We start from the raw sequence: 24,486 nt of genomic DNA on the forward strand, positions 1-24,486 counted from the left end.
CGCCGCTCGCCGCTCGCCGCCGTCGCTCAGCGCAGGAGCACGAAGGAGCGCAGCGGCTGCGGTCCGACGTCGTGGGCCTCCACGAAGCCACATGACTCGTAGAACGCCCGCTGGCCCGGCTCGTCGTCGGTGAGCAGGACCGTCTGGCGAACACCGGCGTACCGCTGCAGGACGGCGTCGAGGAGTGCACCGCCGATGCCGGACCGGTGCGCGGACGGCAGGACCAGGACGTCCTGCACGTACACGATCGTCACCCCGTCGGAGACCGTGCGGAGCAGGCCGAGCAGGTGTCCGTCGCCGTCGCGGGCGGTCAGCACGGTGTGCGAGCCGGCGATCGCCGCTGTGAGGGCTGCGGGGTCCTGCGTGTACGCGGTCCACCCGACGGCATCGTACAGCGCCACCAGCTCGTCCATGCCCGGTCGTTCGTCGCTGATCGTGGTGGTCACGGTGCCCATCGTGCCCGAGCCGGACGAATCATGCGGCCTCGGGATCACACCGGGGTGACCGTCAGCGATCGGCGGAGTCCGCCCCGCCGGACTCGACCTCGCGCAGGTACGCGGTGATGTCGATCGGTCGGGTGTCGGGGAGCGTGATGTCCTCGGGGCGGATGGGACGCATGCTCACGCTTCCTCGTGGTCGATCACGCGTCGGGCGCCGGCTTCGACGCCCATCGCGACGAGCAGGGTCATGAACCCGGCGAAGCGGACGACCTCGGAGACACCCATCAGGGCGGCCCACGCGGTGAGCTGCGGTGCGCGGGTGAGGGAGTGCCGTCGCGCCGTCGGTGCGGAACGGGGAGCGGTCGTCGTCATGGGGTGCCTTCCGGTGGGGTTGGTGCCAATCCTCCGGATCGGGACACGGTGCCTCGTCGTCGTCGCGGATCGTCGAACCTACTGCGTCCGCAGTACGTGCCGGTGGGGTGGAGGCAGGAGACTCGGGGGATGACGAACGACGGCGATCTCGTGCTGCCACCGAACCCGTGGTGGCTCCGGTCCCCGGCGCTCCTGCCCGAGCTGGCCGCGGGTCTCGCCGTGGCCGGTGCAGCGGTGGAGATCGTCCGAGTCGTCGTCGCTGGCGCTGGTGTCTTCCCGTTGCTCGGTGTGCTGCTCGGCATCGCCGGTGTTGCCGTGGCTCGTCGGTACCCGTGGCCGGGGGTGCTGCTCACCGTGATCGGCTGTGCGGTTGCAGCGGTGCAGGGGTGGGACCCGATCGTGGGGTGGACGATCGTGGTGTTCGCGCTGTTCTCCGTCACCCTCCGCGGTGCGGCCCCGTTCCGCATGGTCGTGGCGACCGCGCTGCCGCTCTACCTCGTGGTCGCGGTGGAGTCCGGCGCGGGTCTGGTCAGTCCCGACGCGTTGGCGGCGGTCGCGGCGTGTGCGGCGGCCGGAGCCACGGGGGCTGCGGTCTGGGCACAGCTCCGGTACTGGTCGGCCCTGCGGGAGCAAGCCCGCGAGGCGATCGCGTCACGGGACCTCGAAGCCCGCCGACGCGTGGACGCCGAGCGGCTGCGCATCGCCCGCGACCTGCACGACGTCGTCGGTCACCAGATCGCGGTGGCGAGCATGCACCTGGGTGCGGTCGAGGTCACCGTCGACCGCGACCCGGTGACGGCAGCACGCGCCGCAGGTGACGCGCGAGAGGCGTTGCGGATGGTCACCGCCGAGACGCAGCAGATCCTCGAGCTCCTCCGGTCACGGGACACCGCTCCCGACCAGACGGTCGCCGGACTGGGCTCGCTGCCCGCGTTGGTGTCGTCGTTCACATCGATCGGGCTCGACGTCGTCTCCGACGTCGAGCTGCCGGACGAACCGGTCGCCCCCGTGGTCGAGGTCACCGTGTACCGCGTCGTGCAGGAGGCACTGACCAATGCGCACCGGTACGGGATCGGCACGGTCACGATCACCGTCCGCGCCGAGCAGGGGCGACTCCACGTGGTCTCCGACAACCCACGCGCGCCGCGGACCAAGCAGACGCAGGGTTCGGGGTTCGGGCTCGTGGGCATGCGCGAACGCGTCGGGGCCGCAGGCGGGACACTGGACGTCGACGAGCGACCCGATCGGTTCGTCGTGCACGCCGTGCTGGCGCTGGACGGAAGGAAGCTGTCGTGACGACGATCCTGCTGGTCGACGACCAGGCGATGATCCGCGTCGGGCTCCGCACCATCCTCGAGGCGCACGACGACCTCACTGTCGTCGGCGAGGCCGGCGACGGCTTCGAGGCCCTGCGGTTCCTTGAGACGACGACGGTCGACGTCGTCCTGTTGGACGTGCGGATGCCGGGGATCGACGGCGTCGAGACCACGCGCCGCCTCCGTGAGCGGTTCTCCGCCGAGCAGCTCCGAATCGTCATCCTGACGACGTTCGAGCAGGACGAGATCGTGGTCTCGGCGCTCCGGGCCGGTGCGAACGGCTTCCTCGGCAAGACCGTCGGACCCCGCGAGCTCGTGGCGGGCATCAACGAGGTCGTCCTCGGTGGTGGAGCACTCTCCGCGGCTGCGCAGGCTGCGGTCATCGCGCAGGTCAGCTCCCAGTCCGACCGCGTCATCGACACCGATGCGCAGGAACGTCTCCGAGCCCTGACCCCGCGTGAACACGACGTGGTGGTGGCGATCGCCCGCGGCGGCGACAACGACCGGATCGGCCGGGAGATGTTCGTCTCGCCCTACACCGTGAAGACCCACGCCAACCGCGCGATGGCGAAGCTCGGCGTCCGTGATCGCGCGCAGCTGGTGTCACTCGCCTACCGCGCCGGACTCGTCGACTGACCCGGACCTACTGCGGACGCAGTAGGTCCGTCGCTCCGACGGGACGACGGCCGGACGGAGCGTTGCTCGGAGCATTGAGGAGTACCCGCCGCGACGGTCTCCGCGTGGCTTCCTCTTCTTCTCTCCGGGAGCATCATGCCCAAGGTCCTCGCCGCGATCGGACGCTTCAGCGCCCGGCACCGGCTCATCATCGTCGCCGTCTGGTTGGTGCTCTTCGCGGGTCTCACCGCGGTCACCGCCGCCGGCATGGACACCAGTGCCACCGGCTCGGCCGGCAACAAGACCGCCGCCGCGAAGGCGCTCACCGTCGTCAACGAGAAGTTCGACCTCGGCTCCTCGTCGTCGGGCGACGCGAAGACGCTGCAGCTCGTCCTCCAGGCGCGAGACGGAGCGAAGGTCACCGACCAGGACACCGCCGCCGAGGTGCAGGCAGTCCTCGCCGACGCGAAGAACCTTCCGCACGTGCAGACGGTCTCGGACCCGTTCGCCCAGCGGAGCCCGATGGTCTCGAAGGACGGCACCACGGTCATCTCCACGCTGACCTTCTCCGGCGTCACCGAGGCGAACCAGGAGAAGACGTACGACACCGTCCTGGACTTCGCAGCCGACCACCGTGCTGCCTTCCACGCCGAGGTCGGCGGGCACCTGTTCGGGGACACCTACGCCACCTTCGGTCCCGGCGAGGTCATCGGGATCCTGGTCGCGTTCCTGGTGCTGTTCCTGACGTTCGGTTCGCTCCTGGCCGCCGGAGCGAACATGCTCGTCGCGATCTCCGGGGTCGCCGTCGGGACGGTCGGTGTCCTCGCGTACTCCGCGATCAACCCGATCCAGGGGACGACCCTGACGCTCGCGACCATGCTCGGACTCGCCGTCGGGATCGACTACACGCTGTTCATCCTCACCCGGTTCCGCTCGGAGCTCCGCGAGGGACGCAGCGTCGTCGACGCGGTCGCCCGGGCCACCGGCACCGCGGGCACCGCAGTCGTGTTCGCGGGCCTCACCGTCATCATCGCCCTCGTGGGTCTCGTCGTGACCGGCAACGAGGTCATCACCGTGATGGGCTTCGCCGGAGCGTTCAGCGTCCTGATCGCGGTGCTGATGGCCCTCACGCTGCTCCCCGTCATCCTGGGGACCCTCGGGTTGCGCGCCCTGCCCCGGAAGCACCGGGAACTCCTCGCCGCCGGCCAGTCGATCCCGCAGCGTCCCGCGAACCGCAAGAACTTCCTCCGCGGGTGGGCCAGGTTCGTCACCGGACGCCCGTGGCTCGCACTCTTCGGCGCCGTCGTCGTCCTCGGGCTCGTCGCCGCACCGGTCCTCGACATGAAGACGGCCTCCAACATCCCCGGTGGCTCCGACCCGACTTCGTCGGAGCGGAAGGCCTACGACCTGATCGTCGACGAGTTCGGCGGCATCCAGTCCCCGCTGCTCGTGCTCGTGCAGGGTGACGACGTCACCAGCAACCTCACCGCGGTCGAGGACGAGATCACGGGCCTCGACCACGTCGAAGCCGTCGTCCCCGGCCAGGTCACGAAGACCGACGACGCCGCACTCCTCACCGTCATCCCGACCGGCGGTCCGATCGCCGAGAGCACGAAGCAGCTCGTCACGGACATCCGCGACGAGACCACGGCGATCAGCGGCGTGCGCGTCGAGGTGACCGGCGAAACCGCGATCGGGCTCGACGACACCGCGCAGATGAACCGGGCACTGATCACCTACATCATCGTGATCGTCGCGCTGTCGTTCCTGCTCCTGATCGTGATGTTCCGATCCCTGCTCGTGCCCCTGTTCGCCACCCTCGGGTACCTGTTCTCCGTCGGGGCGGCGTTCGGCGCATCGGTCGCGATCTTCCAGTGGGGCTGGCTCGACCCGCTCATCGCCGCACCCCAGGGCGACCCGATGTTGAGCCTGCTGCCGATCATCCTGGTCGGGGTCCTGTTCGGGCTGGCGATGGACTACCAGGTGTTCCTTGTGTCCCGGATGAAGGAAGAACACTCCCGCGGGCTGAGCCCGAAGGACGCCGTGTTCTCCGGGTTCACCAAGTCCGGCACCGTCCTCGTCGCAGCAGCCACGATCATGGCCGTCGTCTTCGCCGGCTTCGCCACGAGTGAGATGGCCGTCGCAGCGTCGATCGCCGTCGGGCTGCTCGTCGGGGTCCTCGCAGACGCCTTCCTGGTGCGGATGATGATCATGCCGGCGCTCCTCACGCTCTGCGGGGAAGCAGCCTGGTGGATGCCGCGCTGGATGCGGAAGGTCATCCCGAACCTGGACACCGAGGGTCACGGACTCGACCGGGCTCCCGAGCACGACCGGGGGACCGGGGCCATCCCGGTGCCGGTCAGCTAGTCGGCCAGCACCTCAGGGCCGAAGGAGCCGTCCCGCTGCGATCGCAGCGGGACGGCTCCGCCCGTGCACAGGCAACCGCCGAACGCCGCATCCGGCTCGGTCGGCGTCCAGGGACCACGGGCACACTCCGAGACAAGCAACCCGAGCAGCGGAGGTCGGACATGACGGGCAAGCACGAACAAGCACGAGGCGACGAGGGTCGCGCGGACGGGGTCGAACCCCGGGCCGGAGCCTTCACGGACAGCGAGATCCCGGGCGAGGAGCACGTCGAGTCGACGGAGCCCGTCGGCGAGTTCGTCTCGAGCGACATCCCCGGCGAGACGCGTCCGACCGGAGCCGGACCCGACGGCGAGTACGTCGATTCGGACATCCCCGGCGAGGCCGAGCCGGCCCAGAACGGCGAGGTCGGCGAGTACACCGACACCGACAAGGTCTGACGAACCCGAGCGGAAGCGAGCCCATGCTCAAGGATGAGTACTCATCCTTGAGCATGGGCTCCTCTGCGTTGTCGCTCCGCGCCTGACGGTCAGTCGATGAGCTCCGCCGCCACCAGGCGGCGGAGCGTCTCCACGCCCGCAGGCGGGCACCGGTCCGCGTCGGCGGAGGTGACCCACTCGACCTCGTCCACCTCGGCGGAGGCGACGGGCGTGGCGGAGTCCAGCGGGCCTCCCGGCCGGACCAGGAACAGCGTCATCGCGACCATGGTCCCCGGAGCCTGCCCGTGGGCGGGCTCGAGCACGACGCCGAACGGGTCGACGTCGTCGGCGGTGAGCCGCAGGCCGGTCTCCTCGTACGCCTCGCGCACAGCGGCCTCGACGTCGGTCTCGTGCGGCTCCGCCTTGCCGCCGGGCAGGTAGAGCACGTCGCGCGCCCGGGCGCGCACCATCAGGACGCGTCGGTCACGCACCAGCAGCAGCGCACTCACGCGCAGCGTGGGTGGTTGCGGAGCGGCCTGGAGGCTCAGCTCGCGTCCGCCTGGTCGTCGCGATCCGAGGCGGTCGGGTCCAGTGCCGTGCGGTCGGCCAGCGGGACGACGGGCGACGGCAGCTCCGGCTCGGCCGCGGGCCGGACGCCGTACAGGGAGTCGATCGCCCCGACGAACTCCTCGCCGCGACCGGCGCGACCGAGCTCACGAGCGCGGACCGAGGGACGGTGCAGCAGGACGCCGACCAGGTGCCGGAGCGCCCGCTCGGTGTGCTCGACGGACTCGCCGTCGGCGTCCGCACGGCGCTTGGCCCGCTCGATCTCGTCGTCGAGGATGTCGAACACGTGCTTGCGGAACGCCACGAGCGCCGGGGTCGTCGACTGCTCCATCGCCTGGGCGCGGAACCGGGACACGGCGTCGTCGACCATCGCGCGGGCCTCGGACTCGGCGTTCAGCTCGGAGATCGGGGCGTGGATGCTGATCGTCTCGAGGTCGAGCAGTTCGACGCCGTCGACGCCGGCGGCCGCGGGGTCGACGTTGCGGGGGAGCCCGAGGTCGATGACGATGCGGCGGACCCCGTCGTCGAGGTCAGCCGGTGCGACGACCGGGACCTCGCTCGAGGTGCAGGTGATCAGGACGTCGCTCTCGCCGATGGCCTGGCGCAGGTCGCGGGCGGCGACGAGGTCGTGCTTGGCGGCGAACCAGGGCGCCCGGCCCGAGGGCGAGAACACCTGGATGTTCGTGGCGCCGCGGTCACGCAGTGCGGCGATGGTGGTGGCCGCGTAGCTGCCGGTGCCGACGAGCAGCACGCGGGTGCGGGCCCAGTCGGTGACCCGCGACGAGGCGAGTTCGAGGCCGAGGCGCACGAGCGACCGGCCGGCGGCGCCGATGCGGGTGCGGGTCTTGACGCCGCGTGAGGTGTGCGCGGCCTCTTGGAACAGGCGCTCGAGGTCCGAGGTGGTGGTGCCGTTCGACCGGGCGTCCTCGAGCGAGCGACGGACCTGGCCGGAGATCTCGGTCTCGCCGACGACGACGGACTCGAGTCCGCTCGACACGGCGAACAGGTGCTGCACGACGTCCTTGCCGCCCAGCACGTTGACGGAGTCAAGCACTTCGGTGGCGTCCAGGTCGCTCGCGGCGGCCACGGCCTGCACGGTGGCGGAGACGGCGGAGTCGCTCTCGTCGCCCGCGATGTCGAGGTACGCCTCGAAACGGTTGCAGGTGGCGAGCACCACGGCACCGTCCAGGACGCCGGCATCCGTGACGAGTCGGCTGGCTGCCGCGGGTGCACCGATGCTCAGTCGCTCCAGGAGATCGAAGCTGGCGTTGCGATGCGACGCCGTGAGACAGATGAGCACGTAGTCAATGGTAACGCGCTCGATGGGAGAATCATCCGGTGACCGAAGCGACGACCACATCCCTCCCCGACTCCCACCCCCTGGCATCAGGGCGGACGAGTGGTTCCCGCCTGGTACGGGCCCTGCGGGGTGACCGTCCGGAGACGCTCCCGGTGTGGTTCATGCGGCAGGCCGGACGGTCCCTTCCGGAGTACCGGGAGCTTCGGATCGGCACAGCCATGCTCGACGCGTGCCTCGACCCGGAGATGGCGTCGGAGATCACCCTGCAGCCGGTCCGCCGGCACGGGGTCGACGCGGGCATCTTCTTCAGCGACATCGTCGTGCCGATCAAGCTCGCCGGCGTGGACGTCGAGATCGTCCCCGGCCGTGGCCCGGTGCTCTCGTCGCCGATCCGCACCCCCGCCGACGTCGACGCCCTCGAGCAGCTCGACCCCGCGGCCCTCGCCCCGATCGAGCAGGCCGTCCGACGCACGGTCGAGCAGCTCGGCGACACCCCGCTGATCGGTTTCGCGGGGGCGCCGTTCACCCTCGCGGCCTACCTGGTCGAGGGTGGCCCGTCCAAGGACCACATCCGCGCCCGCACGCTCATGCACGCCGACCCCGAGACCTGGTCGCGGCTGCTCGCCTGGGCCGCCGAGGTGTCCGGGATGTTCCTCCGGGCGCAGGTGCTCGCCGGGGCCTCGGCCGCGCAGCTCTTCGACTCGTGGGTCGGGTCGCTGTCCCGCGCCGACTACGTCCGGTCCGTCGCACCGCACTCCGCCCGGGCGATGTCGCACGTCGCCGAGCTCGGGGTGCCTCGGATCCACTTCGGCGTCGGCAGCGGCGAGGTCCTGGCCGACATGACGACGTTCGGTACGGACACCGTCGGCGTCGACGCGGTCGGCGTCGACTGGCGCCTGCCGCTCGACCAGGCGGTGCAGCGCGTCGGCACCGGCGTCAGCGTGCAGGGCAACATCGACCCGGCGATGCTCTCGGCGCCGTGGGATGTCCTCGAAGCGCACGTCCGCGACGTCGTCCGGCGGGGCGGTGCCGCACGGGCCCACGTCGTGAACCTCGGCCACGGGGTCCCTCCCGAGACCGACCCGGCCGTCCTGACCCGGGTGGTCGAGCTGGTCCACTCGCTCGGCGACGGTCGCACGGACGACGGTGCAGCGCAGGACGGAGTCGACGCGTGACCGACGTCGTCGTGGTCGGCGGCGGGGTCGCCGGGCTCGTCACCGCCCGTGACCTCGCCAAGGGCGGCGCCCACGTGGTGCTCGTCGAGTCCTCGGGGGAGCTCGGGGGCATGATCCGTCGGCACACCGTCGGCGGGATCGACCTGGACATGGCGGCGGACTCCTTCGCCACCCGCACGGACGCCGTCGGCCGCCTGGCGATCGAGCTCGGGCTCGGCAACGACGTCGTCGCCCCTGACCCGCGCGGCGCCTGGCTGATGACCCGCGACGGCCGGACCTCCCCGATCCCGGCGACCGGGCTCCTCGGCATCCCGAGCACCCCGATGGCCGCCGACGTGCTGGCCGTGGTCGGGCAGAAGGGCGGGCTGCGCGCCCAGATGGACTCGCTGCTGCCGGCACCGGTGGGCGCCAAGGCCTCGTCGCTCGGCGAACTCGTCCGCCGGCGCATGGGGGAGCGGGTGCTCGACGACCTCGTGGTGCCGATCGCCGGTGGCGTGCACTCCACGCACCCCGACCAGCTCGACCCCGACCGGGTGGCTCCGGGCCTGCGCGCCGCACTGCTCCGCGAGGGCTCACTCGCCCGAGCCGTCCTGTCGCTGCGGGCACGCGCGGCCGCCGGCACCCCGGTGCAGGGGATCCGTGGTGGGACGGTGCGCCTGGTGGACGAGCTCGTCGCCGACATGGAGACCTACGGGGTGGACGTCCGGCTGCACACCCGCGCGACCCGCATCGAGGCGCACGCGGTCGAGATCGTCAGCGCCGACGGCACGACCGAACGGCTGCCGGCCCAGCACACCCTGTCCTCCGTCGCCGACCCGGAGCGCACCGCCGCCCCCGACCGGACCGGTATCCAGCTCGTCACGCTCGTCGTCGACCAGCCGGAGCTCGATGCCGCCCCGCGCGGAACCGGGATGCTCGTGCACCCCGACGCCCAGGCGGTGTCGGCGAAGGCCCTGACGCACGCGACGGTGAAGTGGCCGTGGCTGGCCGACGTGGCGGACGGACGCCACGTCCTGCGGCTCAGCTACGCGACCACCGCGACGGACCCTGCGGGCGTGGCCACGAGCCTCCCGGTCGACCCGACCGACCCCGTCGGCAGCCGCGCGCTGCAGGACGCGTCCACGCTGCTCGGTGTGCCGATCACGGCCGACCGCGTCAGCGGCGCCGCACGCGTCGGCTGGTACGGACCGGACCTCACCGCGGCAGGGCTGGCCGACGGCGTCGTCGGCATCGGTGAGGCCTCGACCGGACGAGGCCTGGCGGGCATCATCGCCGCCGCTCGGAAGGCAGCCGACGAGATCCTCGGTTCCTGAGCGGACCGCGCAGCCCCCGAGGGCTACTGTTGGTCAGACCGCCGGACGTATTCCGTTCGGTGCATGACCACCGCACAACCAATGCACGGAGGAATCGCACATGCGCGGAAAGCTCCTGTTCGTCGCCGGCGCCGCACTCGGGTACGTCCTGGGATCGCGAGCCGGACGGGCGCGGTACGAGCAGATCAAGACCGTCAGCGGCAAGGTCTGGAACAGCAACGGCGTCCAGAAGGGCGTGCACGTCGCCGAGGACTTCATCGCCGACAAGACCCCGGACGTCGCCGAGTTCATCGGTGAGACGACCAAGAAGGCCGTCCGCAAGGTCGGCCAGAAGAAGGACACCACCACCTCATGACCGACACCCGCGATCGCAAGTCGCGTTCGCTGTTCGGCCTGGTCGGTGACGTCCCGAAGCTCGTCAAGGGCCTGGTCAAGGGCGAGATCGACCTGCTCAAGGCCGAGATGCTCGCGAAGGCGAAGATCTTCGGCCTCGCAGCCGGTCTGCTGGTCGGTGCGCTCGTCGTCGTGCTCTACGCGATCGGCGTCCTGCTGACCGCAGCCGTGATGGGCCTCGCGACCGTGATGCCGGCGTGGCTGGCCGCACTGGTGGTGGCCGTGGTGATGCTGATCATCGCCGCGATCCTCGGCCTGATCGGCTGGAAGCGCCTGAAGAAGGGCCTGCCGATCACGCCGAAGCGCACGATCGCCAGCGTCAAGGACGACATCAACGCGGTGAAGGGCCTCGGCAAGAAGCCGACCCCGCCGACGCAGTACGGCAGCCGCAAGCCGGACGTCGACGGCCGCTCCTGAGCGCCGACAGCCCCGACAGCCGCACCACCGACGGAGGAACCGTGACCGACCCGCACGACGATCTCGCTGCTCGCGTCGCCGCGACCCGCGCCCAGCTGTTCGACACCCTCGACGCGATCGAGGACAAGCTCAACGTCCCGAAGCAGATCGGGATCGCGGCGTCGAAGTTCAAGCGCGGTCTCGACGAGAAGCCGGTGCCCTACCTGGCCGGTCTCGCAGCCGGCGTGGCGGTGGTCGGGGGTATCGTCGTGATGGTGCTCCGACGGCGGTAGACCGCCCGAGCGCGGTCCACCGGATGCGGGGCGGCCAACACCCTGGCAACCGATAGGACAATGGATCCATGAGCTCCGACGCGCCCACGAACACCGGGCCCGTGCCCGCGCACGACCACCCCCACACGGAACCCGCCGAGACCGGTCACCCGGACTCCGGGATCGACCCGAACCTGCTGACGGCCTACGCCCTCTGGGCAGTGTTCCGCCGGCCCCTCGGTCCGGTCCACCGCGTCGGCGACGACGCCGTGGCCGAACTCGACACCGTGATCGCCAGCGCCGCCGAGCGCGGGGTCACGATCCGTGGCTTCTACGACGTCTCGGCCTTCCGTGCCGACGCCGACGTCATGGTCTGGCTGCACGGCGACGACGCGCAGGCCATCCAGGCCGTGCTGCGCGAGATCCGTCGCACCGGCTTGTTCCAGGACGCCGAGCCGGTCTGGCACGTGATGGCCATGCACCGCGAGGCCGAGTTCAACAAGCGGCACACCCCCGCGTTCCTGCGCGGCAAGGACCCCGAGGCGTGGATCACGGTGTACCCGTTCGTCCGCTCCTACGAGTGGTACCTGCTGCCGGAAGAGGAGCGCTCGAAGATGCTCCGCGACCACGGCATCGCCGGCGCGAAGTACCGTCGCGTGCTCACGAACACCATCGCGACCTTCGCCCTGAGCGACTACGAGTGGATCCTGCCGCTCGAGAGCCCGGACCTCGTCGACCTGGTCGACCTGATGCGCGATCTCCGCTACACCGAAGCGCGCATGCACGTGCGCGAAGAGGTCCCCTTCTTCACGGGTCGTCGCGTGACGACCGCCGAACTCCCGGAGGTGCTGTCATGACCGACACCAGCATGATCACGAACGGCCAGGTCCTCGCCGCCACCCCCGCGGCGGCGTCCGGTCCCGAGCACGTCGAGACCCCGACCGCCTACGACGCGATCCTGCTCGCCGGCTTCGGTGGCCCCGAGGGCCAGGACGACGTCATCCCCTTCCTGCGCAACGTCACCCGCGGCCGCGGGATCCCGGACGAGCGTCTCGAAGAGGTGGCGCACCACTACCGCCACTTCGGCGGCGTGAGCCCGATCAACGCGCAGAACCGTGCGCTCAAGGCAGCGCTCGAGGCCGAGCTGGCGTCGCGCGGCATCGACATGCCGGTCCTCTGGGGCAACCGCAACTGGGAGCCCTACCTCGAAGAAGCCTTCACCGAGGCGGCGGACAAGGGCTACACGAAGCTCGTCGCCATCGCCACGAGCGCGTACTCGTCGTTCTCGAGCTGCCGGCAGTACCGCGAGGACTACGCTCGCGTGCTCAACGAGACCGGTCTGATCGACACCATCCAGATCGACAAGATCCGCCAGTTCTTCGACCACCCGGGCTTCGTCCGCCCGTTCATCGACGGCGTCCGCGACGGCATGGCCCGCGCGATCGCCGAGAACGAGGGCCTCGACGTCGCGACCGAGCTGCAGGTGCTCTTCTCGACGCACTCCATCCCCTCGACCGACGCCGCCCGCTCGGGCCCCGACTACCGCGGGTTCGACGAGCACGGCGCGTACGAGGCGCAGCACCTGGCCGTCGGCGAGGTCGTCCTCGACCAGGCCTGGGCCGAGCTCCTCGAGCAGCCCGAGCACGCCCACCTGCAGGGCACGTCGAAGCCCGCCTGGAAGCTGGTCTACCAGTCGCGCTCCGGCCCCCCGACGCAGCCGTGGCTCGAGCCCGACATCAACGACTACATGAACGAGGACCTCAAGGGCGGCCCGACGCGTGCCGTGCTGATCGTCCCGCTCGGCTTCGTCAGCGACCACATGGAAGTCATGTGGGACCTCGACGAGGAAGCCACCGAGACCGCCGGTGAGCTCGGCTTCTGGTCGCTCCGCACGCAGACCCCCGGCATCGACCCGGCCTACGTGTCCGGTCTCGTCGACCTGGTGCTCGAGCGGGTCAACGGCACGCCCAAGGCCGAGCGCCCGCACATGACCGACATCGGCCCCTGGTACGACGTGTGCCGTCCGGGGTGCTGCGAGAACGTGCGAGCGGGGTTCAAGCCCGCCGCCGCGGGCGTCGCTCCGTGACCGACACGACCGTGAACGACCCCAGCGCCACAGGGCCCGACGGCCCGACCCCGATCCGGCTCGGCACCCGTGCCAGCCGGCTCGCGGTCGCGCAGTCGCAGGACGTCGCCGACCGCCTGGCGAAGGCGGCCGGTCGGCCCGTCGAACTCGTCACCGTCACGAGCGAGGGCGACACGAACCGTGCCTCCCTGGCGTCGCTCGGCGGCACGGGTGTCTTCGCCAGCGCCCTGCGTGAAGCGCTCGTCGCGGGCGAGGTCGACGTGCTCGTGCACTCGCTCAAGGACCTGCCGACCGCGCCGTACCCGGGCCTGACGATCGGTGCCGTGCCGAAGCGTGCGGACGCCCGTGACGTCCTCGTCGCCCGGAACGGCGCCACCGTCGACACCCTGCCCGAGGGCGCGAAGGTCGGCACGGGTTCGCCTCGCCGTGCCGCGCAGCTCCGTGCGCAGCGCCCCGACCTCGACGTGGTCGACATCCGCGGCAACATCGACACCCGCCTCGGCCGGGTGGACGACGACCTCGACGCCGTGGTGCTCGCCGCCGCCGGCCTCGGGCGCATCGACCGCCTGTCTGCCGCCACGGAACTGCTCGACCTCGGCTTCTGGCCCAGTGCTCCCGGACAGGGCGCGCTCGCGGTGGAGATCCGCTCGGACGAGACCGACCGTGGGCTGCTCGCCGCACTCCGCAAGATCGAGCACGCCCCCACCCGCCTGACGGTGACGGCCGAGCGCGAGGTCCTCGCCAAGCTCGAGGCCGGCTGCTCCGCCCCGATCGGTGCCACGGCGGTCGTGGACGCCGAACTGCTGCTCGTGTCCGCGACCGTCTACCGCCCCGACGGCACCGAGTACCGCACCGCGTCGCACGCGGCCGTGCTCGACGGGTCGGCGCAGGAGCGTCTCGACGAGGCGCTCGCGGTCGGCGGCCGCGTGGCGACCGAGCTGCTCGACAACGGCGCTGCCGACCTCGCCGACCTGGCGACCACCGTCGCCGAGGACACCACGGACGGGCCGTACACCGCGGGTCCCGGCCTCGCGACGCCGGCCGAGTAGGCGGTCACCACGGAACCCTCCACCACCGCGACGGACGAGGCGCGACCCCCGGTCGTCCTCGTCCCGCGTGGCGGTGCGTGGGGGGACCGGGTCGCCGAAGCGGCGCGGGCCCGTGGGCTTGCGCCCGTCGTCGTCCCCCTCATCACGGACGCTCCGCCGTCCGACCCCTCCGCACTCGACGCTGCGGTCCGCCGCCTGGTCGCCTCCGGTGCGGTCGGGAGGCCCGGATCGCCCGTTGCTGTCGGCGAACGAACCCCTGTGGCTGGTTATGCATGGGTGGTGGTGACCAGTGCGACGGCCGTGACGGTCCTGTCGGAACGCGTGGCGGGCCTCCCGGCCGGGGTGCGCGTCGCTGCGGTCGGCGAGCCGACCGCCCGTGCCGCGCGCGCTGCGGGCTGGGTCGTCGACCTGGTGCCGACCGAGACGTCCGCCGCGGGCCTGGTGCAGGAGTTGCCGGACACCGACGGCACCGTGCTGTTCCCCCGCTCCGAGATCGCCGCACCGACACTCGTCGACGGCCTCCGTGCCCGCGGCATCGACGTGGACGACGTGGTCGCGTACCGTACCGTGGGGACCGGCGACGAGCCGATCGCCCTCGAGACGACGCCCGCTGCGGTGCTCGTGACGAGCGGCAGCGTCGCCCGCGAGATCGCCCGCCGGATGACCCCGCTCGACCCCCGCACCATCGTGGCCTGCATCGGCCCCGGGACCGCGACCGACGCCCGTGCGGCCGGACTGCCCGTGCACGCGGTCGGAGGCACGCGGTCCGCAGAAGCCCTGCTCGACGCCGTCGTCGAGGCACTGAACCCAACCACCCCCCACCAGGAAGGTCACCCGTGACTGGACGCTTCCCCCAGGTCCGCCCCCGTCGGCTCCGCGCCACCCCCGCGATGCGACGACTCGTGGCCGAGACCCGGCTCCACCCGGCCGAGCTCGTGCTGCCGATGTTCATCCGCGAAGGCGCGACCGACGCCGTGGACATCTCGAGCATGCCGGGCGTGCAGCAGCACTCCCTCGACTCGTTCCGCCGCGCGCTGGTCGACGCCGCGTCGGTCGGTGTGGGTGGCGTGAACCTGTTCGGCGTGCCGACCACGAAGGACGCCGAGGGCTCCGGCGCGACCGACCCGGACGGCATCCTCAACGTGGCCATCCGGGTGGCCAAGGAAGAGGTCGGGGATGCCCTCGTGGTGCAGTCCGACCTGTGCCTCGACGAGTTCACCGACCACGGACACTGCGGTGTGCTGGCAGCCGACGGCTCCGTCGACAACGACGCCACCCTGCTGCGCTACCGCGACATGGCGGTCGCGCAGGCCGAGGCCGGTGCCGAGCTCGTCTGCATGAGCGGCATGATGGACGGCCAGATCGCCGCCGCACGTGACGCCCTCGACGGCGCCGGGCACAGCGGCACCGCGCTGCTCGCCTACGCCGCCAAGTACGCCTCGGCGTTCTACGGACCCTTCCGCGAGGCCGTCTCGTCGTCGCTCGTCGGCGACCGCCGCACGTACCAGATCGACGCCGCGAACGGTCGGCAGGGGCTCCGCGAGGTCGAGCTCGACGTCGACGAGGGCGCCGACATCGTGATGGTGAAGCCCGCGATGAGCTACCTCGACGTGCTCGCCGAGACCGCTGCGACCTCGCCGGTCCCGGTCTGGGCGTACCAGATCTCCGGCGAGTACGCGATGATCACCGCAGCAGCGCAGAACGGGTGGATCGACCGCGACGCCGCCGCGATGGAGTCGCTCGTCGGCATCAAGCGCGCCGGTGCCGACGCGATCCTGACCTACTTCGCCGTCGACATCGCGCGGAAGCTCAACGAGGAAGCGGCCCTCCGCACCTCGGGCAGCACCGCGGACGTCGCCGGCATCGCCTCGACCGGGAAGGCCCCCGAATGACCACGAACGACCAGCTGTTCGGCCGTGCCAAGAACGCGATCCCGGGTGGTGTGAACTCCCCGGTCCGCGCCTACGGGTCGGTCGGCGGCACCCCGAGGTTCCTGGTGTCCGCCAAGGGCGCCTACGTCACGGACGCCGAGGGTCGCGAGTACGTCGACCTCGTCGCGTCGTGGGGCCCCGCGATCCTCGGGCACGCCCACCCCGGCACGGTCGAGGCCGTGCAGCAGGCCGCCGCGCGCGGACTGTCGTTCGGGGCGTCGACCCCGGGTGAGACCGAGCTGGCCGAACTCGTGAAGCAGCGGGTGTCGGTGGACGGCGACGGCCCCATCGAGAAGCTCCGGATGGTGTCGACCGGCACCGAGGCCACGATGACGGCGATCCGGCTGGCGCGCGGCTACACCGGTCGCGACCTGCTCGTGAAGTTCGCCGGGCACTACCACGGGCACTCGGACTCCCTGCTGGCCGAGGCCGGCTCCGGCGTCGCGACCCTGGCCATGCCGGGCAGTGCGGGCATCACCGCCGAGACCGCGGCGCAGACCCTCGTGCTGCCGTACAACGACCTCGACGCCGTCCGCCGGGCCTTCGACGAGCACTCCGAGCGCATCGCCGCCGTCATCGTCGAGTCCGCCGCCGCGAACATGGGCGTCCTGGCACCCGAGCGCGGCTTCAACCGTGCCCTGGCGCAGATCACCCGGTCGCACGGGGCGCTGCTCATCGTCGACGAGGTCCTGACCGGGTTCCGCGTCGGTGCTGCCGGCTGGTGGGGCCTCGAGGCGTCGAAGGTCGTGCCGGACGGTGCCGGGTGGAAGCCCGACCTCATCACGTTCGGCAAGGTCATCGGCGGTGGCATGCCCCTCGCCGCACTCGGCGGTCGGCGTGAGGTCATGGACTTCCTCGCCCCGCTCGGGCCCGTGTACCAGGCGGGCACCCTGTCGGGGAACCCGTTGGCCGTCGCCGCCGGCATCGCCACGCTGCGGGCCGCGACGCCGTCCGTGTACGAGACGCTGAACCGCACGGCTGCGGTCATCTCCGCGGCCACTTCGGACGCCCTGTCGGCCGAGGGCGTCGCCCACACCGTGCAGCGCGCCGGCAACCTGTTCTCGTTCGCGTTCACCGAGCAGGCGCCGCGGAACTACGACGACGTGCGGGCGCAGGACGTGTTCCGCTACGCGCCGTTCTTCCACGCGATGCTCGACGCCGGGGTGACCCTGCCGCCGAGCGTCTTCGAGGCGTGGTTCGTCACGGCCGCACACGACGACCGCGCGGTCGGACGGATCCTCGACGCCCTGCCCGCGGCCGTGAAGGCTGCTGCCGCCGCGACCGCGTGACGGGCGCGGAGGCTGCTGCTGCCGCGACCGCGTGACGGGCGCGGAGGCTGCTGCCGCCGCGACCGCGTGACGGGCGTCGGGGCTCAGGAGCAGTCGGCCTTCGTGAAGGTCGTGTCGACGGTCTTCGACGAGCCCTCGAACTTGTACGTGTACCGCATGTCGACGTCCTCGTCGAGGAGCTTCTTCGTCTCGCTGTTCGAGCAGAGGTTCGGCCCGACGGCGTCGCGGATGGCCCCCTCGGTGATCGAGGCCGGGTCGACGTTCGACGACACGGTGTAGTCGTAGTGGATCGCGGCGCCCTCGGCCTCGATCCCGGTCCACGTCGTGACGGAGTCGACCTGCTTGGGCAGGTCGCTCTGCTCGCGGATCTGCTCGACGGCCTTCGAGACCTTCTCTTCCGTGGAGTCGCTGAAGGCTGCGTTGAGGCCCTGGCGGACGAGGAACGCCACCACCACGGCGACGACGACGCCGAGCACCGAGATCAGGACGCGCTTGCCGCGGGACGATGACTTGGGCGGGGGTGCGTAGGGAGCGGCTCCGGCCGGGGCCTGGTACGGCTGGCCGGCGGGCGGCTGCTGCTGCGCGTACGGCTGGCCGGCGGGCGGCTGCTGCTGCTGCTGCTGCTGCTGCGCGTACGGCTGGCCGGCGGGCTGCTGCTGGGGCTGGCCGGCGGGCTGCTGCGGGTACTGCTGGCCGGTCGGCTGGCCCGTGTTCGGCTGCCCGTCGTTCGGCTGCGGCTCGGACCCCGGGTAGGGCGGCGGCGTGTTCGTCATGGTTCCCCCTGGTGACGGTCCGCGGCGTGACACCGTGGTGCGGTGCCGGGTCCCTCCCCGACACGGGCCGCGGACACTGAACGGCCATTCAAGCACGCGTCAGGCGGATCGGCGTGCCGCCCAGCGCCCTTCCGACCGCAGGATCGCGAGCGGGAAGTCGAACGCGTGCGACACCGCCGACGACGTGATGACCTCGTCCGAGGTGCCCTGGGCCACGACGGCGCCGTCGCGGAGCAGCATCGCGTGCGACGTCGAGGCCGGCAGGTCCTCCAGATGGTGGGTCACCATGACGCTGCCCAGCTCGGGGTGCCGGTGCCGCAGCGCGTCGACGGTCTCGAGCAGGTGCTCCCGTGCGGCGACGTCGAGGCCGGTCGCCGGCTCGTCGAGCAGCAGCAGTTGGGGTTCGGACATCAGGGCACGGGCGATGAGGGCGCGTCCTCGCTCACCCTGCGACAGCACCGGCCAACGGGCGTCCCGTCGTGCGCTGAGTCCGACGTCGGCGATGTGCTGCTCGGCCAGCGCGACCTGCTCGGCCGAGGGCTCCCACCGCATCATGAGGTCCGTCGTGCCGGTCAGCCCGGTGAGCACCGTCTCGAGCACCGTGAGCGGCGACAGCATCCGGTGCCGAGGATCGACGTGGCCGATGTGCTCCCGGAGTTCGCGGACGTCGACGCGTCCGAGGCGGCGGCCGAGGACCTCGACCGTGCCGGCGGTGGGGTGACCGGTCGCGCCGAGGACGGCGAGCAACGTGGACTTGCCGGCACCGTTCGGTCCGAGCAGCGCCCAGTGCTCCCCGCGCCGGACGGTCAGGTCGACGTCGTGCAGCAGGTCGCGGCCGGAGCGCGTGACGCGGACCCCGGTGGCGTGGATCAGGACGTCGTCGTGCGCGTCGGTCATGACCCCATCGTGCCCCACCGCGCCGTGACGTCGTCCACGTGCGCCCGTGCGACGTCGACGAACCGGCGGGCCGCTGCCCAGGCGGCACCGACGTCTCCGCTGCCGGCCGCCGTGTCGAGCGCCAGCCAGAGCGCTTCTGCGTCCCACTGCCGGAACGCCGGGGCCTCGGGCAGCGCGTAGGCGAGCCGGGCCATCGCGAGGCGCAGAGCCTGACGGGTCCACCGGTTCCCGGACTGCTCCGACAGGAACCGCGTGACGGCGAACGCGCTCTCCGTGTAGCGGTGGTCGCGCACCTGGCCGTCCGCCCGCGCCCGTTCGACGAGCGCGCGGAACTCCTCGAGCGCGGGTCCCTGCAGGCCGGGCAGGACGTGGACGGCACCGTGCGTGAAGACGCCGGTGAGCAGTTCCATCGTGTCGCGCCAGGTCCCGAGCGACGGTTCCACGACGCGGTACCGGCCGCCGTCGTCCTCGACGAGCCCGAGGTCGTGCAGCCAGCGCATCCCGTCGATGACCTGCTCGGGTGGAGCACCGGTCCGGGTCACGAGTTCCTCGAGCGTGTGCCTGGACCCGACCGCCAACGCGCCGGAGCGGACGTGTCTGAGCAGGGCACGGTCGACCGGACCGACGCGGTGTTCGGTGGTGTCGTCCGCCGGGCGGCTCGTCCGCGGCACCCCGACGTTCCGCCGGTGGATCTCGAACAGCCCGTCGATGACCTCTGCAGCGGTGGTCACGATGCCCGGGTCGCCGGTGTCCACGGCGCGGCCGGTGGTCACGAACCAGGCGTGCACGTCGTGGACCGACCAGAGCTGGGTGGGGACGCGTGCCCACCGCATCCGCTCGAACGCACGCAGACCTAGGCTGCGCACCAGGGTGTTCGGGGAGTGCTCGAACCAGAACTGGCAGGCGGCGGAGAACGCCGTCGGGTACTCCGGCAACCGCAGGGCAGCGGTGGTGCGAGCTCGCGCGACCCGGCGATCGAGCTCGGCGCTCAGTTCGGGGGTGAGCGCCGGGATCGTGGCACGGAGTGCCGGACCGAGGAGCGAGACCCAGAAGTCCAGTGCGTCGGACAGGTCGGCGTCGGAGAGCTCCTCGTACTGCCACGTACCGTTCGGCTGGTGGACCAGGATGCCGAGGTCCTCGAGCCGTGCCGCCGCCGATCGGACGTCACCGAGCGAAGTGCCCCACTCCCAGCTCAGTGCGTCGAGGTCGACGGACACCGGTCCGCGGGGGCCGGTCCGGACGTGGGCGAGCAGGGACGCGTAGGCGTCGTCGTGCACGGCCGCCCAGGGGTCGGCGTCACCCCACTCGCCGACGACCATGGGTCAGCCGCGGTCGGCGCGGACCGCCTCGATGTGCTGTTCGAAGTTGCGGGTGAGGGCTCGTCCGGCCTCGGCAGCGCCTTCGCCGTCGCGCTCGGTGAGCGCTTCACGCAGGATCGAGAAGAACGCCTCGGACCCGTACTGCTCGAACGCCGGCGTGGGGTTGAGCGTGAAGCGGACCCGCTCCATGGCGCCGACGGCCGCGTTCTGCACCAGGGGGTTCCCGGAGTGCTCGACGGCGAACTCGATGATCTCGGTGAGGGCACCGCTGAAGCCGTAGTCCCGCACCTTGCGCATGCGGTCGGCCTTGTCGAGCAGCACGGTGAGGGCTTCGACGTCCTCGTCGCTGTACTCGGGGACGCCCCAGCGCAGGCTGAGCTCGAAGAACCCGGCGGTCGCGCGGGTCGCGATGACCCAGTCCTCGAACGTCGGGGTGGCGACGCGGGTGTACCGGTTCGCCTCCATCTCGACCAGGCCGATGTCGACGAGCTTCGCGATCGCCTCGCGGATCGGGGTGCGACTCACACCCAGCCACTGGACCAGCTCGTCGTCGTTCAGGCGCTCGCCGTGCTGCAGTGTGCCGTCGCGCAGGGCCGCGAGCATCTTGTCGTAGACGACGTCGCGCAGGAGCTTCCGGGGAGAACTCTCCACGGTGGACTTGGGGACCGGCATGTCATCTCCTCGAGGACGAAATCGACACTCGAAATCCTAGCGTGCCAATATGCAAACGTTTGCTAAATCAACCGCTCGGCGAGGATGCCGGATCAGCCCGCCACGGCGACGACCGTCCGACCGTGCACCTTTCCCGCGACGACCTCGGCCCCCACCGCGATGGCCTGCTCGGGCGTGACCGTTCGGGTGACGTCGGCCAGGAGCGCCGCGTCGAGGTCGGACGCGAGCCGGTCCCACGCTCGACGCCGGAGCTCGAGCGGGGCGTCGACGGAGTTGATCCCGAGCAGCGACACCGACCGCAGGATGAACGGCAGCACGGTCGTCGGCAGTGCGGAGTCCTGCGCCAGCCCGCACGCTGTCACGGCACCACCCCACCGGGTCGAGGCCAGGACGTTCGCCAGCGTGGCCCCGCCGACGCTGTCCACCGCTCCGGCCCAGGTGGCACGCTGCATCGGCTTGCCCGGCTCGGACAGGGTGCCGCGGTCGACCACCTCGGTGGCCCCGAGTCGGCGGAGCGAGTCCGTGTTGGCTGCGCGACCGGTCGACGCCGTGACCCGGTACCCGCGCGCCGCGAGGAGCGCGATCGCCACGGTGCCGACCCCGCCGGATGCCCCGGTCACCAGCACCGGCCCGTCGTCCGGCGCGACGAAGCGCTCCAACGCCAGCACACTGAGCATCGCCGTGAACCCCGCGGTGCCGATGGCCGCCGCGAACGAGTCGTCGATCGCCTCGGGCAGTACGACGAGCGACCCGGACGGCACCACGGCCTGCGTTGCCCAGCCCCCGTGCCGGGTCTCACCCAGGCCAGCGCCGTTCAACACCACCCGGTCACCGATCGCGACCTCGTGCACGCCCGGCCCGAGCCCCGACACCGTGCCGACGACGTCGATCCCCGGCACGAGTGGATCGAGCCGGGCGACACCGGGGTTCCGTGCGAGGGCCAGGCCGTCCTTGTAGTTGACGCTCGAGTACGTGACGTCGACGAGGGCCTCGCCCTCGGCCGGATCCGGCAGGTCGACGTCGGTGACGGTGGGCGGGGCTGTGCTGGACACGAGGACGGCGCGGGTCATGCGCCGGACGCTACCCCGGGCCTCCCGGCGGCCTGCCCGTTCTTTCCCAGAACGCGTGCGATGCCTGGTGGATTCGGGCGTACCGGGTCAGAACAACCGACCAGGTACGCCTGCTTCGACCCGGTACGCCCGATCTGACCCGGCGCAGGGTCGGCGGGCGCCTCGGCCTGTCCGTTCTTTCCCAGAACGCGTGCGATGCCTGGTGGATTCGGGCGTACCGGGTCAGAAGAACCGACCAGGTACGCCCGATTCAACCCGGTACGCCCGAAACCGCCCCAGCCCAGCCCCGACCCCGCCCCAGCCCGCCCCACTCAGCCGAACATGATGGCGGCCTCGTCGAACCGCGCCTGCGGCACGGTCTTGAGCTCGCCGAGCGCCTCCTCGAACGAGACGTGCTCGATCTCGGTGCCCCGGAGCGCCACCATCCGGCCCCAGCGCTCCTCGACGACCGAGTCGATCGCCGCCAGCCCGAGCCGCGTCGACAGCACCCGGTCGTACGCGGTCGGCGTGCCACCGCGCTGGATGTGCCCCAGGGTCGTGGCCCGCGTCTCGATGCCCGTCATCTCCTCGATGAGCGGCGCGAGGCGCTCGCCGATGCCGCCGAGCCGCGGGCGCCCGAAGGCGTCGAGCCCGCGCTCCGTGTGCGCCGTGTCCTCGTGGTCGGGGACGAAGCCCTCGGCCACCACCACGAGCGGTGCGCGACCGCGGTCGTAGGCGGCCCGCACCCACTTCGCGATCTGTTCCATGCTCGTCTTCTGCTCGGGGATGAGGATCGCGTGCGCGCCCGCGGCCATGCCGGAGTGCAGCGCGATCCAGCCCACGTGCCGGCCCATGACCTCGGCGACCATGCAGCGCGAGTGCGACTCGCCGGTGGTGCGCAGGCGGTCCATCGCCTCGGTCGCGATGGCGACGGCGGTGTCGAAGCCGAACGTGTAGTCGGTCGCGCCCAGGTCGTTGTCGACCGTCTTCGGCACGCCCACGATCTTCAGGCCGGCGTCGGTCAGGCGCTTCGCGGCGGCCAGGGTGCCCTCGCCGCCGATCGCGACGATCGCGTCGATACCGTGCCGCTGCAGGGTCGCGGAGATGTTCTCGAACCCGCCGTTGGGGCCCTCGAACGGGTTCGTGCGGCTGGTGCCGAGGATCGTGCCGCCCTGCTTCGCGATGCCCTGGATGTCCTTGCGGCCGAGCGGGACGATGTCGCCGTCGACCACCCCGCGCCACCCGTCGCGGAAGCCGACGAAGTCGTGTCCGTAGATGGCGATGCCCTTCAGGACGATCGCGCGGATGACCGCGTTCAGGCCGGGGCAGTCGCCTCCGGAGGTGAGGATGCCGATGCGCATGGTGAACTTCCGTCGTCGGGTGGTGGGGATCAGTGCCCATCATGACTGACGGTGGTTCCGCATTACCATCCCCGTGTGTCCCTGCTCGCTTCCGCCGCCGTCGACGCCGCTGGTGCGTCCAGTGACGCGTCTCGCGTCGACACGGTGTACCGGCCTGGAGGCGCGGTGGACGTCGCGTCGACCCTGCGGCCCCTGCAGCGCGGCTCCGGCGACCCGGCCTTCCAGGTGGTCGGCGGCGTCGTGTGGCTCGCGCTGCGCACGCCCTCCGGTCCCGCCTCCGTGGCGATCCGGCGGGCCGGCGACACCATCGCGGTGTCGGCGTGGGGCAGCGGAGCCCCGTGGGCGGTCGAGCACGCCCCCGATCTGCTCGGACGCGGCGACGACTGGTCGTCGTTCGACGTCTCCGGCAACGAGTTCCTCGCCGCGGCACGACACCGGCAGCCCGGGCTCCGGCTGCTCCGCACGAACACCGTGGTCGCGATGCTCGTGCCGGCGATCATGGAGCAGAAGGTGACCTCGCGCCAGGCGTGGGGCGCGTGGCGGTACCTGCTCCGTCGGCACGGCACCCCGGCGCCCGGTCCGGCACCCGCGGGCATGATGGTGCCGCCGGACGCTCCGACGTGGGCGCGGATCCCGAGCTGGGAGTGGCACCGGGCGGGCATCGAACCGGGGCGCTCGGCCACCGTGATGCGCGCCGTGAAGCTCGCGCCGGCACTCGAACGGAGCCTGGTGCACGGCCGCGGCGGCGAGGTCGTGTCCACGAAGCTGCAGTCGATCCCCGGGGTCGGTCGGTGGACCGCCGCCGAGACCGCCCAGCGCTCCCACGGTGACCCGGACTCACCGAGCGTGGGGGACTTCCACGTGCCGGCGCTCGTCGGGTGGGCACTGACCGGTGCCCCGGTGGACGACGACGGGATGCTCGAGCTGCTCGAACCCTGGCGCGGGCACCGGGAGCGTGTCGTGCGGTTGATCGGCGGCTCCGGGTTCCGGAAGCCGTCGTTCGGGCCGCGGATCACGATCCAGGACCACCGGGGGCACTGAGCGCGTCTGTCGGGCGGGTGTGTGGGTCCGCAAAACACCGGTGTTCGCGCTTTGCACACCGGCACGTGGGTGTTCGG

General features: G+C 71.7%; 26 protein-coding genes. 16 read left to right on the forward strand and 10 right to left on the reverse strand.

The window, feature by feature from the left end; translation table 11 throughout:
- Positions 1 to 26 precede the first annotated feature (26 nt).
- Together ORG17_RS00510 and ORG17_RS00515 are read right to left on the reverse strand one after the other, a co-directional pair.
- Positions 27 to 446, reverse strand: a complete 420-nt coding sequence (locus ORG17_RS00510) for a GNAT family N-acetyltransferase (protein ID WP_372443719.1) — start codon at positions 444 to 446, stop codon at positions 27 to 29.
- A gap of 174 nt (positions 447 to 620) precedes the next feature.
- Positions 621 to 812: a hypothetical protein gene (locus ORG17_RS00515; protein WP_176707924.1), complete on the reverse strand. Its 192-nt coding sequence runs from the start codon at positions 810 to 812 to the stop codon at positions 621 to 623.
- Between the two features lie 129 nt (positions 813 to 941).
- Between ORG17_RS00515 and ORG17_RS00520 the strand changes: the two genes are divergently transcribed.
- The 4 genes from ORG17_RS00520 to ORG17_RS00535 all read left to right on the forward strand — a co-directional run bounded on the left by ORG17_RS00520 (position 942) and on the right by ORG17_RS00535 (position 5,547).
- Positions 942 to 2,108: a sensor histidine kinase gene (locus ORG17_RS00520; protein ID WP_176707925.1), complete on the forward strand. Its 1,167-nt coding sequence runs from the start codon at positions 942 to 944 to the stop codon at positions 2,106 to 2,108.
- Positions 2,105 to 2,764 carry a response regulator transcription factor gene (locus ORG17_RS00525; RefSeq protein WP_214526578.1) on the forward strand — a complete coding sequence of 220 codons (660 nt, stop codon included), beginning with the start codon at positions 2,105 to 2,107 and terminating at the stop codon, positions 2,762 to 2,764. Before ORG17_RS00520 ends, ORG17_RS00525 begins: the two co-directional genes overlap by 4 nt.
- 135 nt (positions 2,765 to 2,899) lie before the next feature.
- A complete protein-coding gene (locus tag ORG17_RS00530; protein ID WP_176707927.1) occupies positions 2,900 to 5,110 on the forward strand; it encodes an MMPL family transporter in 2,211 nt (736 codons plus the stop codon).
- Between the two features lie 161 nt (positions 5,111 to 5,271).
- On the forward strand, positions 5,272 to 5,547 hold the full coding sequence (locus ORG17_RS00535) for a hypothetical protein (protein WP_027467022.1): 276 nt from the start codon (positions 5,272 to 5,274) through the stop codon (positions 5,545 to 5,547).
- A gap of 89 nt (positions 5,548 to 5,636) precedes the next feature.
- On the opposite strand, the gene ORG17_RS00540 is transcribed toward ORG17_RS00535, so the two are convergent.
- A complete protein-coding gene (locus ORG17_RS00540) occupies positions 5,637 to 6,035 on the reverse strand; it encodes an NUDIX hydrolase (RefSeq protein ID WP_083404464.1) in 399 nt (132 codons plus the stop codon).
- 35 nt (positions 6,036 to 6,070) lie between these two features.
- Entirely contained in the window at positions 6,071 to 7,393 is a 1,323-nt protein-coding gene (locus ORG17_RS00545; protein WP_214528083.1) for a glutamyl-tRNA reductase, read from the reverse strand.
- Between the two features lie 38 nt (positions 7,394 to 7,431).
- Between ORG17_RS00545 and hemE the strand changes: the two genes are divergently transcribed.
- From hemE to hemL, 11 genes are all read left to right on the forward strand, one after another.
- The gene (gene hemE / locus ORG17_RS00550; protein ID WP_214528084.1) at positions 7,432 to 8,568 is read left to right on the forward strand and encodes a uroporphyrinogen decarboxylase; all 1,137 of its coding nucleotides are present in this window, start codon (positions 7,432 to 7,434) and stop codon (positions 8,566 to 8,568) included.
- Positions 8,565 to 9,881 carry a protoporphyrinogen/coproporphyrinogen oxidase gene (locus ORG17_RS00555; protein WP_214528085.1) on the forward strand — a complete coding sequence of 439 codons (1,317 nt, stop codon included), beginning with the start codon at positions 8,565 to 8,567 and terminating at the stop codon, positions 9,879 to 9,881. The genes hemE and ORG17_RS00555 overlap by 4 nt, the downstream gene beginning before the upstream one ends.
- A 100-nt stretch (positions 9,882 to 9,981) precedes the next feature.
- Positions 9,982 to 10,236, forward strand: coding sequence for a hypothetical protein (locus ORG17_RS00560; protein ID WP_017887727.1), 255 nt, complete (start codon positions 9,982 to 9,984; stop codon positions 10,234 to 10,236).
- Positions 10,233 to 10,691, forward strand: a complete 459-nt coding sequence (locus ORG17_RS00565) for a phage holin family protein (protein ID WP_071404474.1) — start codon at positions 10,233 to 10,235, stop codon at positions 10,689 to 10,691. The genes ORG17_RS00560 and ORG17_RS00565 overlap by 4 nt, the downstream gene beginning before the upstream one ends.
- 41 nt (positions 10,692 to 10,732) lie before the next feature.
- On the forward strand, positions 10,733 to 10,963 hold the full coding sequence (locus ORG17_RS00570) for a DUF3618 domain-containing protein (RefSeq protein ID WP_027467026.1): 231 nt from the start codon (positions 10,733 to 10,735) through the stop codon (positions 10,961 to 10,963).
- Positions 10,964 to 11,031: 68 nt separating this feature from the next.
- Positions 11,032 to 11,799 carry a hydrogen peroxide-dependent heme synthase gene (gene hemQ, locus ORG17_RS00575; protein ID WP_228513031.1) on the forward strand — a complete coding sequence of 256 codons (768 nt, stop codon included), beginning with the start codon at positions 11,032 to 11,034 and terminating at the stop codon, positions 11,797 to 11,799.
- Positions 11,796 to 13,028 (forward strand): ferrochelatase, encoded by a 1,233-nt coding sequence (locus tag ORG17_RS00580; RefSeq protein WP_027467028.1) that lies wholly within the window; start codon positions 11,796 to 11,798, stop codon positions 13,026 to 13,028. The genes hemQ and ORG17_RS00580 overlap by 4 nt, the downstream gene beginning before the upstream one ends.
- Positions 13,025 to 14,077 carry a hydroxymethylbilane synthase gene (gene hemC, locus ORG17_RS00585; RefSeq protein ID WP_301565347.1) on the forward strand — a complete coding sequence of 351 codons (1,053 nt, stop codon included), beginning with the start codon at positions 13,025 to 13,027 and terminating at the stop codon, positions 14,075 to 14,077. The genes ORG17_RS00580 and hemC overlap by 4 nt, the downstream gene beginning before the upstream one ends.
- 258 nt (positions 14,078 to 14,335) lie before the next feature.
- Positions 14,336 to 14,917, forward strand: a complete 582-nt coding sequence (locus ORG17_RS00590; RefSeq protein ID WP_301565348.1) for a uroporphyrinogen-III synthase — start codon at positions 14,336 to 14,338, stop codon at positions 14,915 to 14,917.
- The gene (gene hemB / locus ORG17_RS00595) at positions 14,914 to 15,969 is read left to right on the forward strand and encodes a porphobilinogen synthase (protein WP_301565349.1); all 1,056 of its coding nucleotides are present in this window, start codon (positions 14,914 to 14,916) and stop codon (positions 15,967 to 15,969) included. Before ORG17_RS00590 ends, hemB begins: the two co-directional genes overlap by 4 nt.
- Positions 15,966 to 17,297, forward strand: coding sequence for a glutamate-1-semialdehyde 2,1-aminomutase (gene hemL / locus ORG17_RS00600; protein WP_214528086.1), 1,332 nt, complete (start codon positions 15,966 to 15,968; stop codon positions 17,295 to 17,297). Before hemB ends, hemL begins: the two co-directional genes overlap by 4 nt.
- An 83-nt stretch (positions 17,298 to 17,380) precedes the next feature.
- Here hemL and ORG17_RS00605 read toward each other — a convergent pair whose 3' ends face one another.
- The 6 genes from ORG17_RS00605 to ORG17_RS00630 all read right to left on the reverse strand — a co-directional run bounded on the left by ORG17_RS00605 (position 17,381) and on the right by ORG17_RS00630 (position 23,368).
- Positions 17,381 to 18,070, reverse strand: coding sequence for a hypothetical protein (locus ORG17_RS00605; protein WP_214528087.1), 690 nt, complete (start codon positions 18,068 to 18,070; stop codon positions 17,381 to 17,383).
- Positions 18,071 to 18,169: 99 nt separating this feature from the next.
- Positions 18,170 to 18,967: an ABC transporter ATP-binding protein gene (locus ORG17_RS00610; protein WP_138802278.1), complete on the reverse strand. Its 798-nt coding sequence runs from the start codon at positions 18,965 to 18,967 to the stop codon at positions 18,170 to 18,172.
- The gene (locus tag ORG17_RS00615; RefSeq protein ID WP_214528088.1) at positions 18,964 to 20,286 is read right to left on the reverse strand and encodes a GntR family transcriptional regulator; all 1,323 of its coding nucleotides are present in this window, start codon (positions 20,284 to 20,286) and stop codon (positions 18,964 to 18,966) included. The genes ORG17_RS00610 and ORG17_RS00615 overlap by 4 nt, the downstream gene beginning before the upstream one ends.
- A gap of 3 nt (positions 20,287 to 20,289) precedes the next feature.
- Positions 20,290 to 20,958, reverse strand: a complete 669-nt coding sequence (locus ORG17_RS00620; protein WP_071248894.1) for a GntR family transcriptional regulator — start codon at positions 20,956 to 20,958, stop codon at positions 20,290 to 20,292.
- Between the two features lie 92 nt (positions 20,959 to 21,050).
- On the reverse strand, positions 21,051 to 22,028 hold the full coding sequence (locus ORG17_RS00625; protein ID WP_214528089.1) for an MDR family oxidoreductase: 978 nt from the start codon (positions 22,026 to 22,028) through the stop codon (positions 21,051 to 21,053).
- Positions 22,029 to 22,339: 311 nt separating this feature from the next.
- On the reverse strand, positions 22,340 to 23,368 hold the full coding sequence (locus ORG17_RS00630) for a 6-phosphofructokinase (protein WP_111028748.1): 1,029 nt from the start codon (positions 23,366 to 23,368) through the stop codon (positions 22,340 to 22,342).
- Between the two features lie 75 nt (positions 23,369 to 23,443).
- Here ORG17_RS00630 and ORG17_RS00635 point away from each other — a divergent pair, with 75 nt between their 5' ends.
- Complete coding sequence (locus tag ORG17_RS00635) at positions 23,444 to 24,409, forward strand: DNA-3-methyladenine glycosylase family protein (RefSeq protein WP_214527264.1); 966 nt, start codon at positions 23,444 to 23,446, stop codon at positions 24,407 to 24,409.
- Positions 24,410 to 24,486 lie beyond the last annotated feature (77 nt).

The organism is Curtobacterium flaccumfaciens pv. betae (genome assembly GCF_026241855.1).
Taxonomy (GTDB): domain Bacteria; phylum Actinomycetota; class Actinomycetes; order Actinomycetales; family Microbacteriaceae; genus Curtobacterium; species Curtobacterium flaccumfaciens.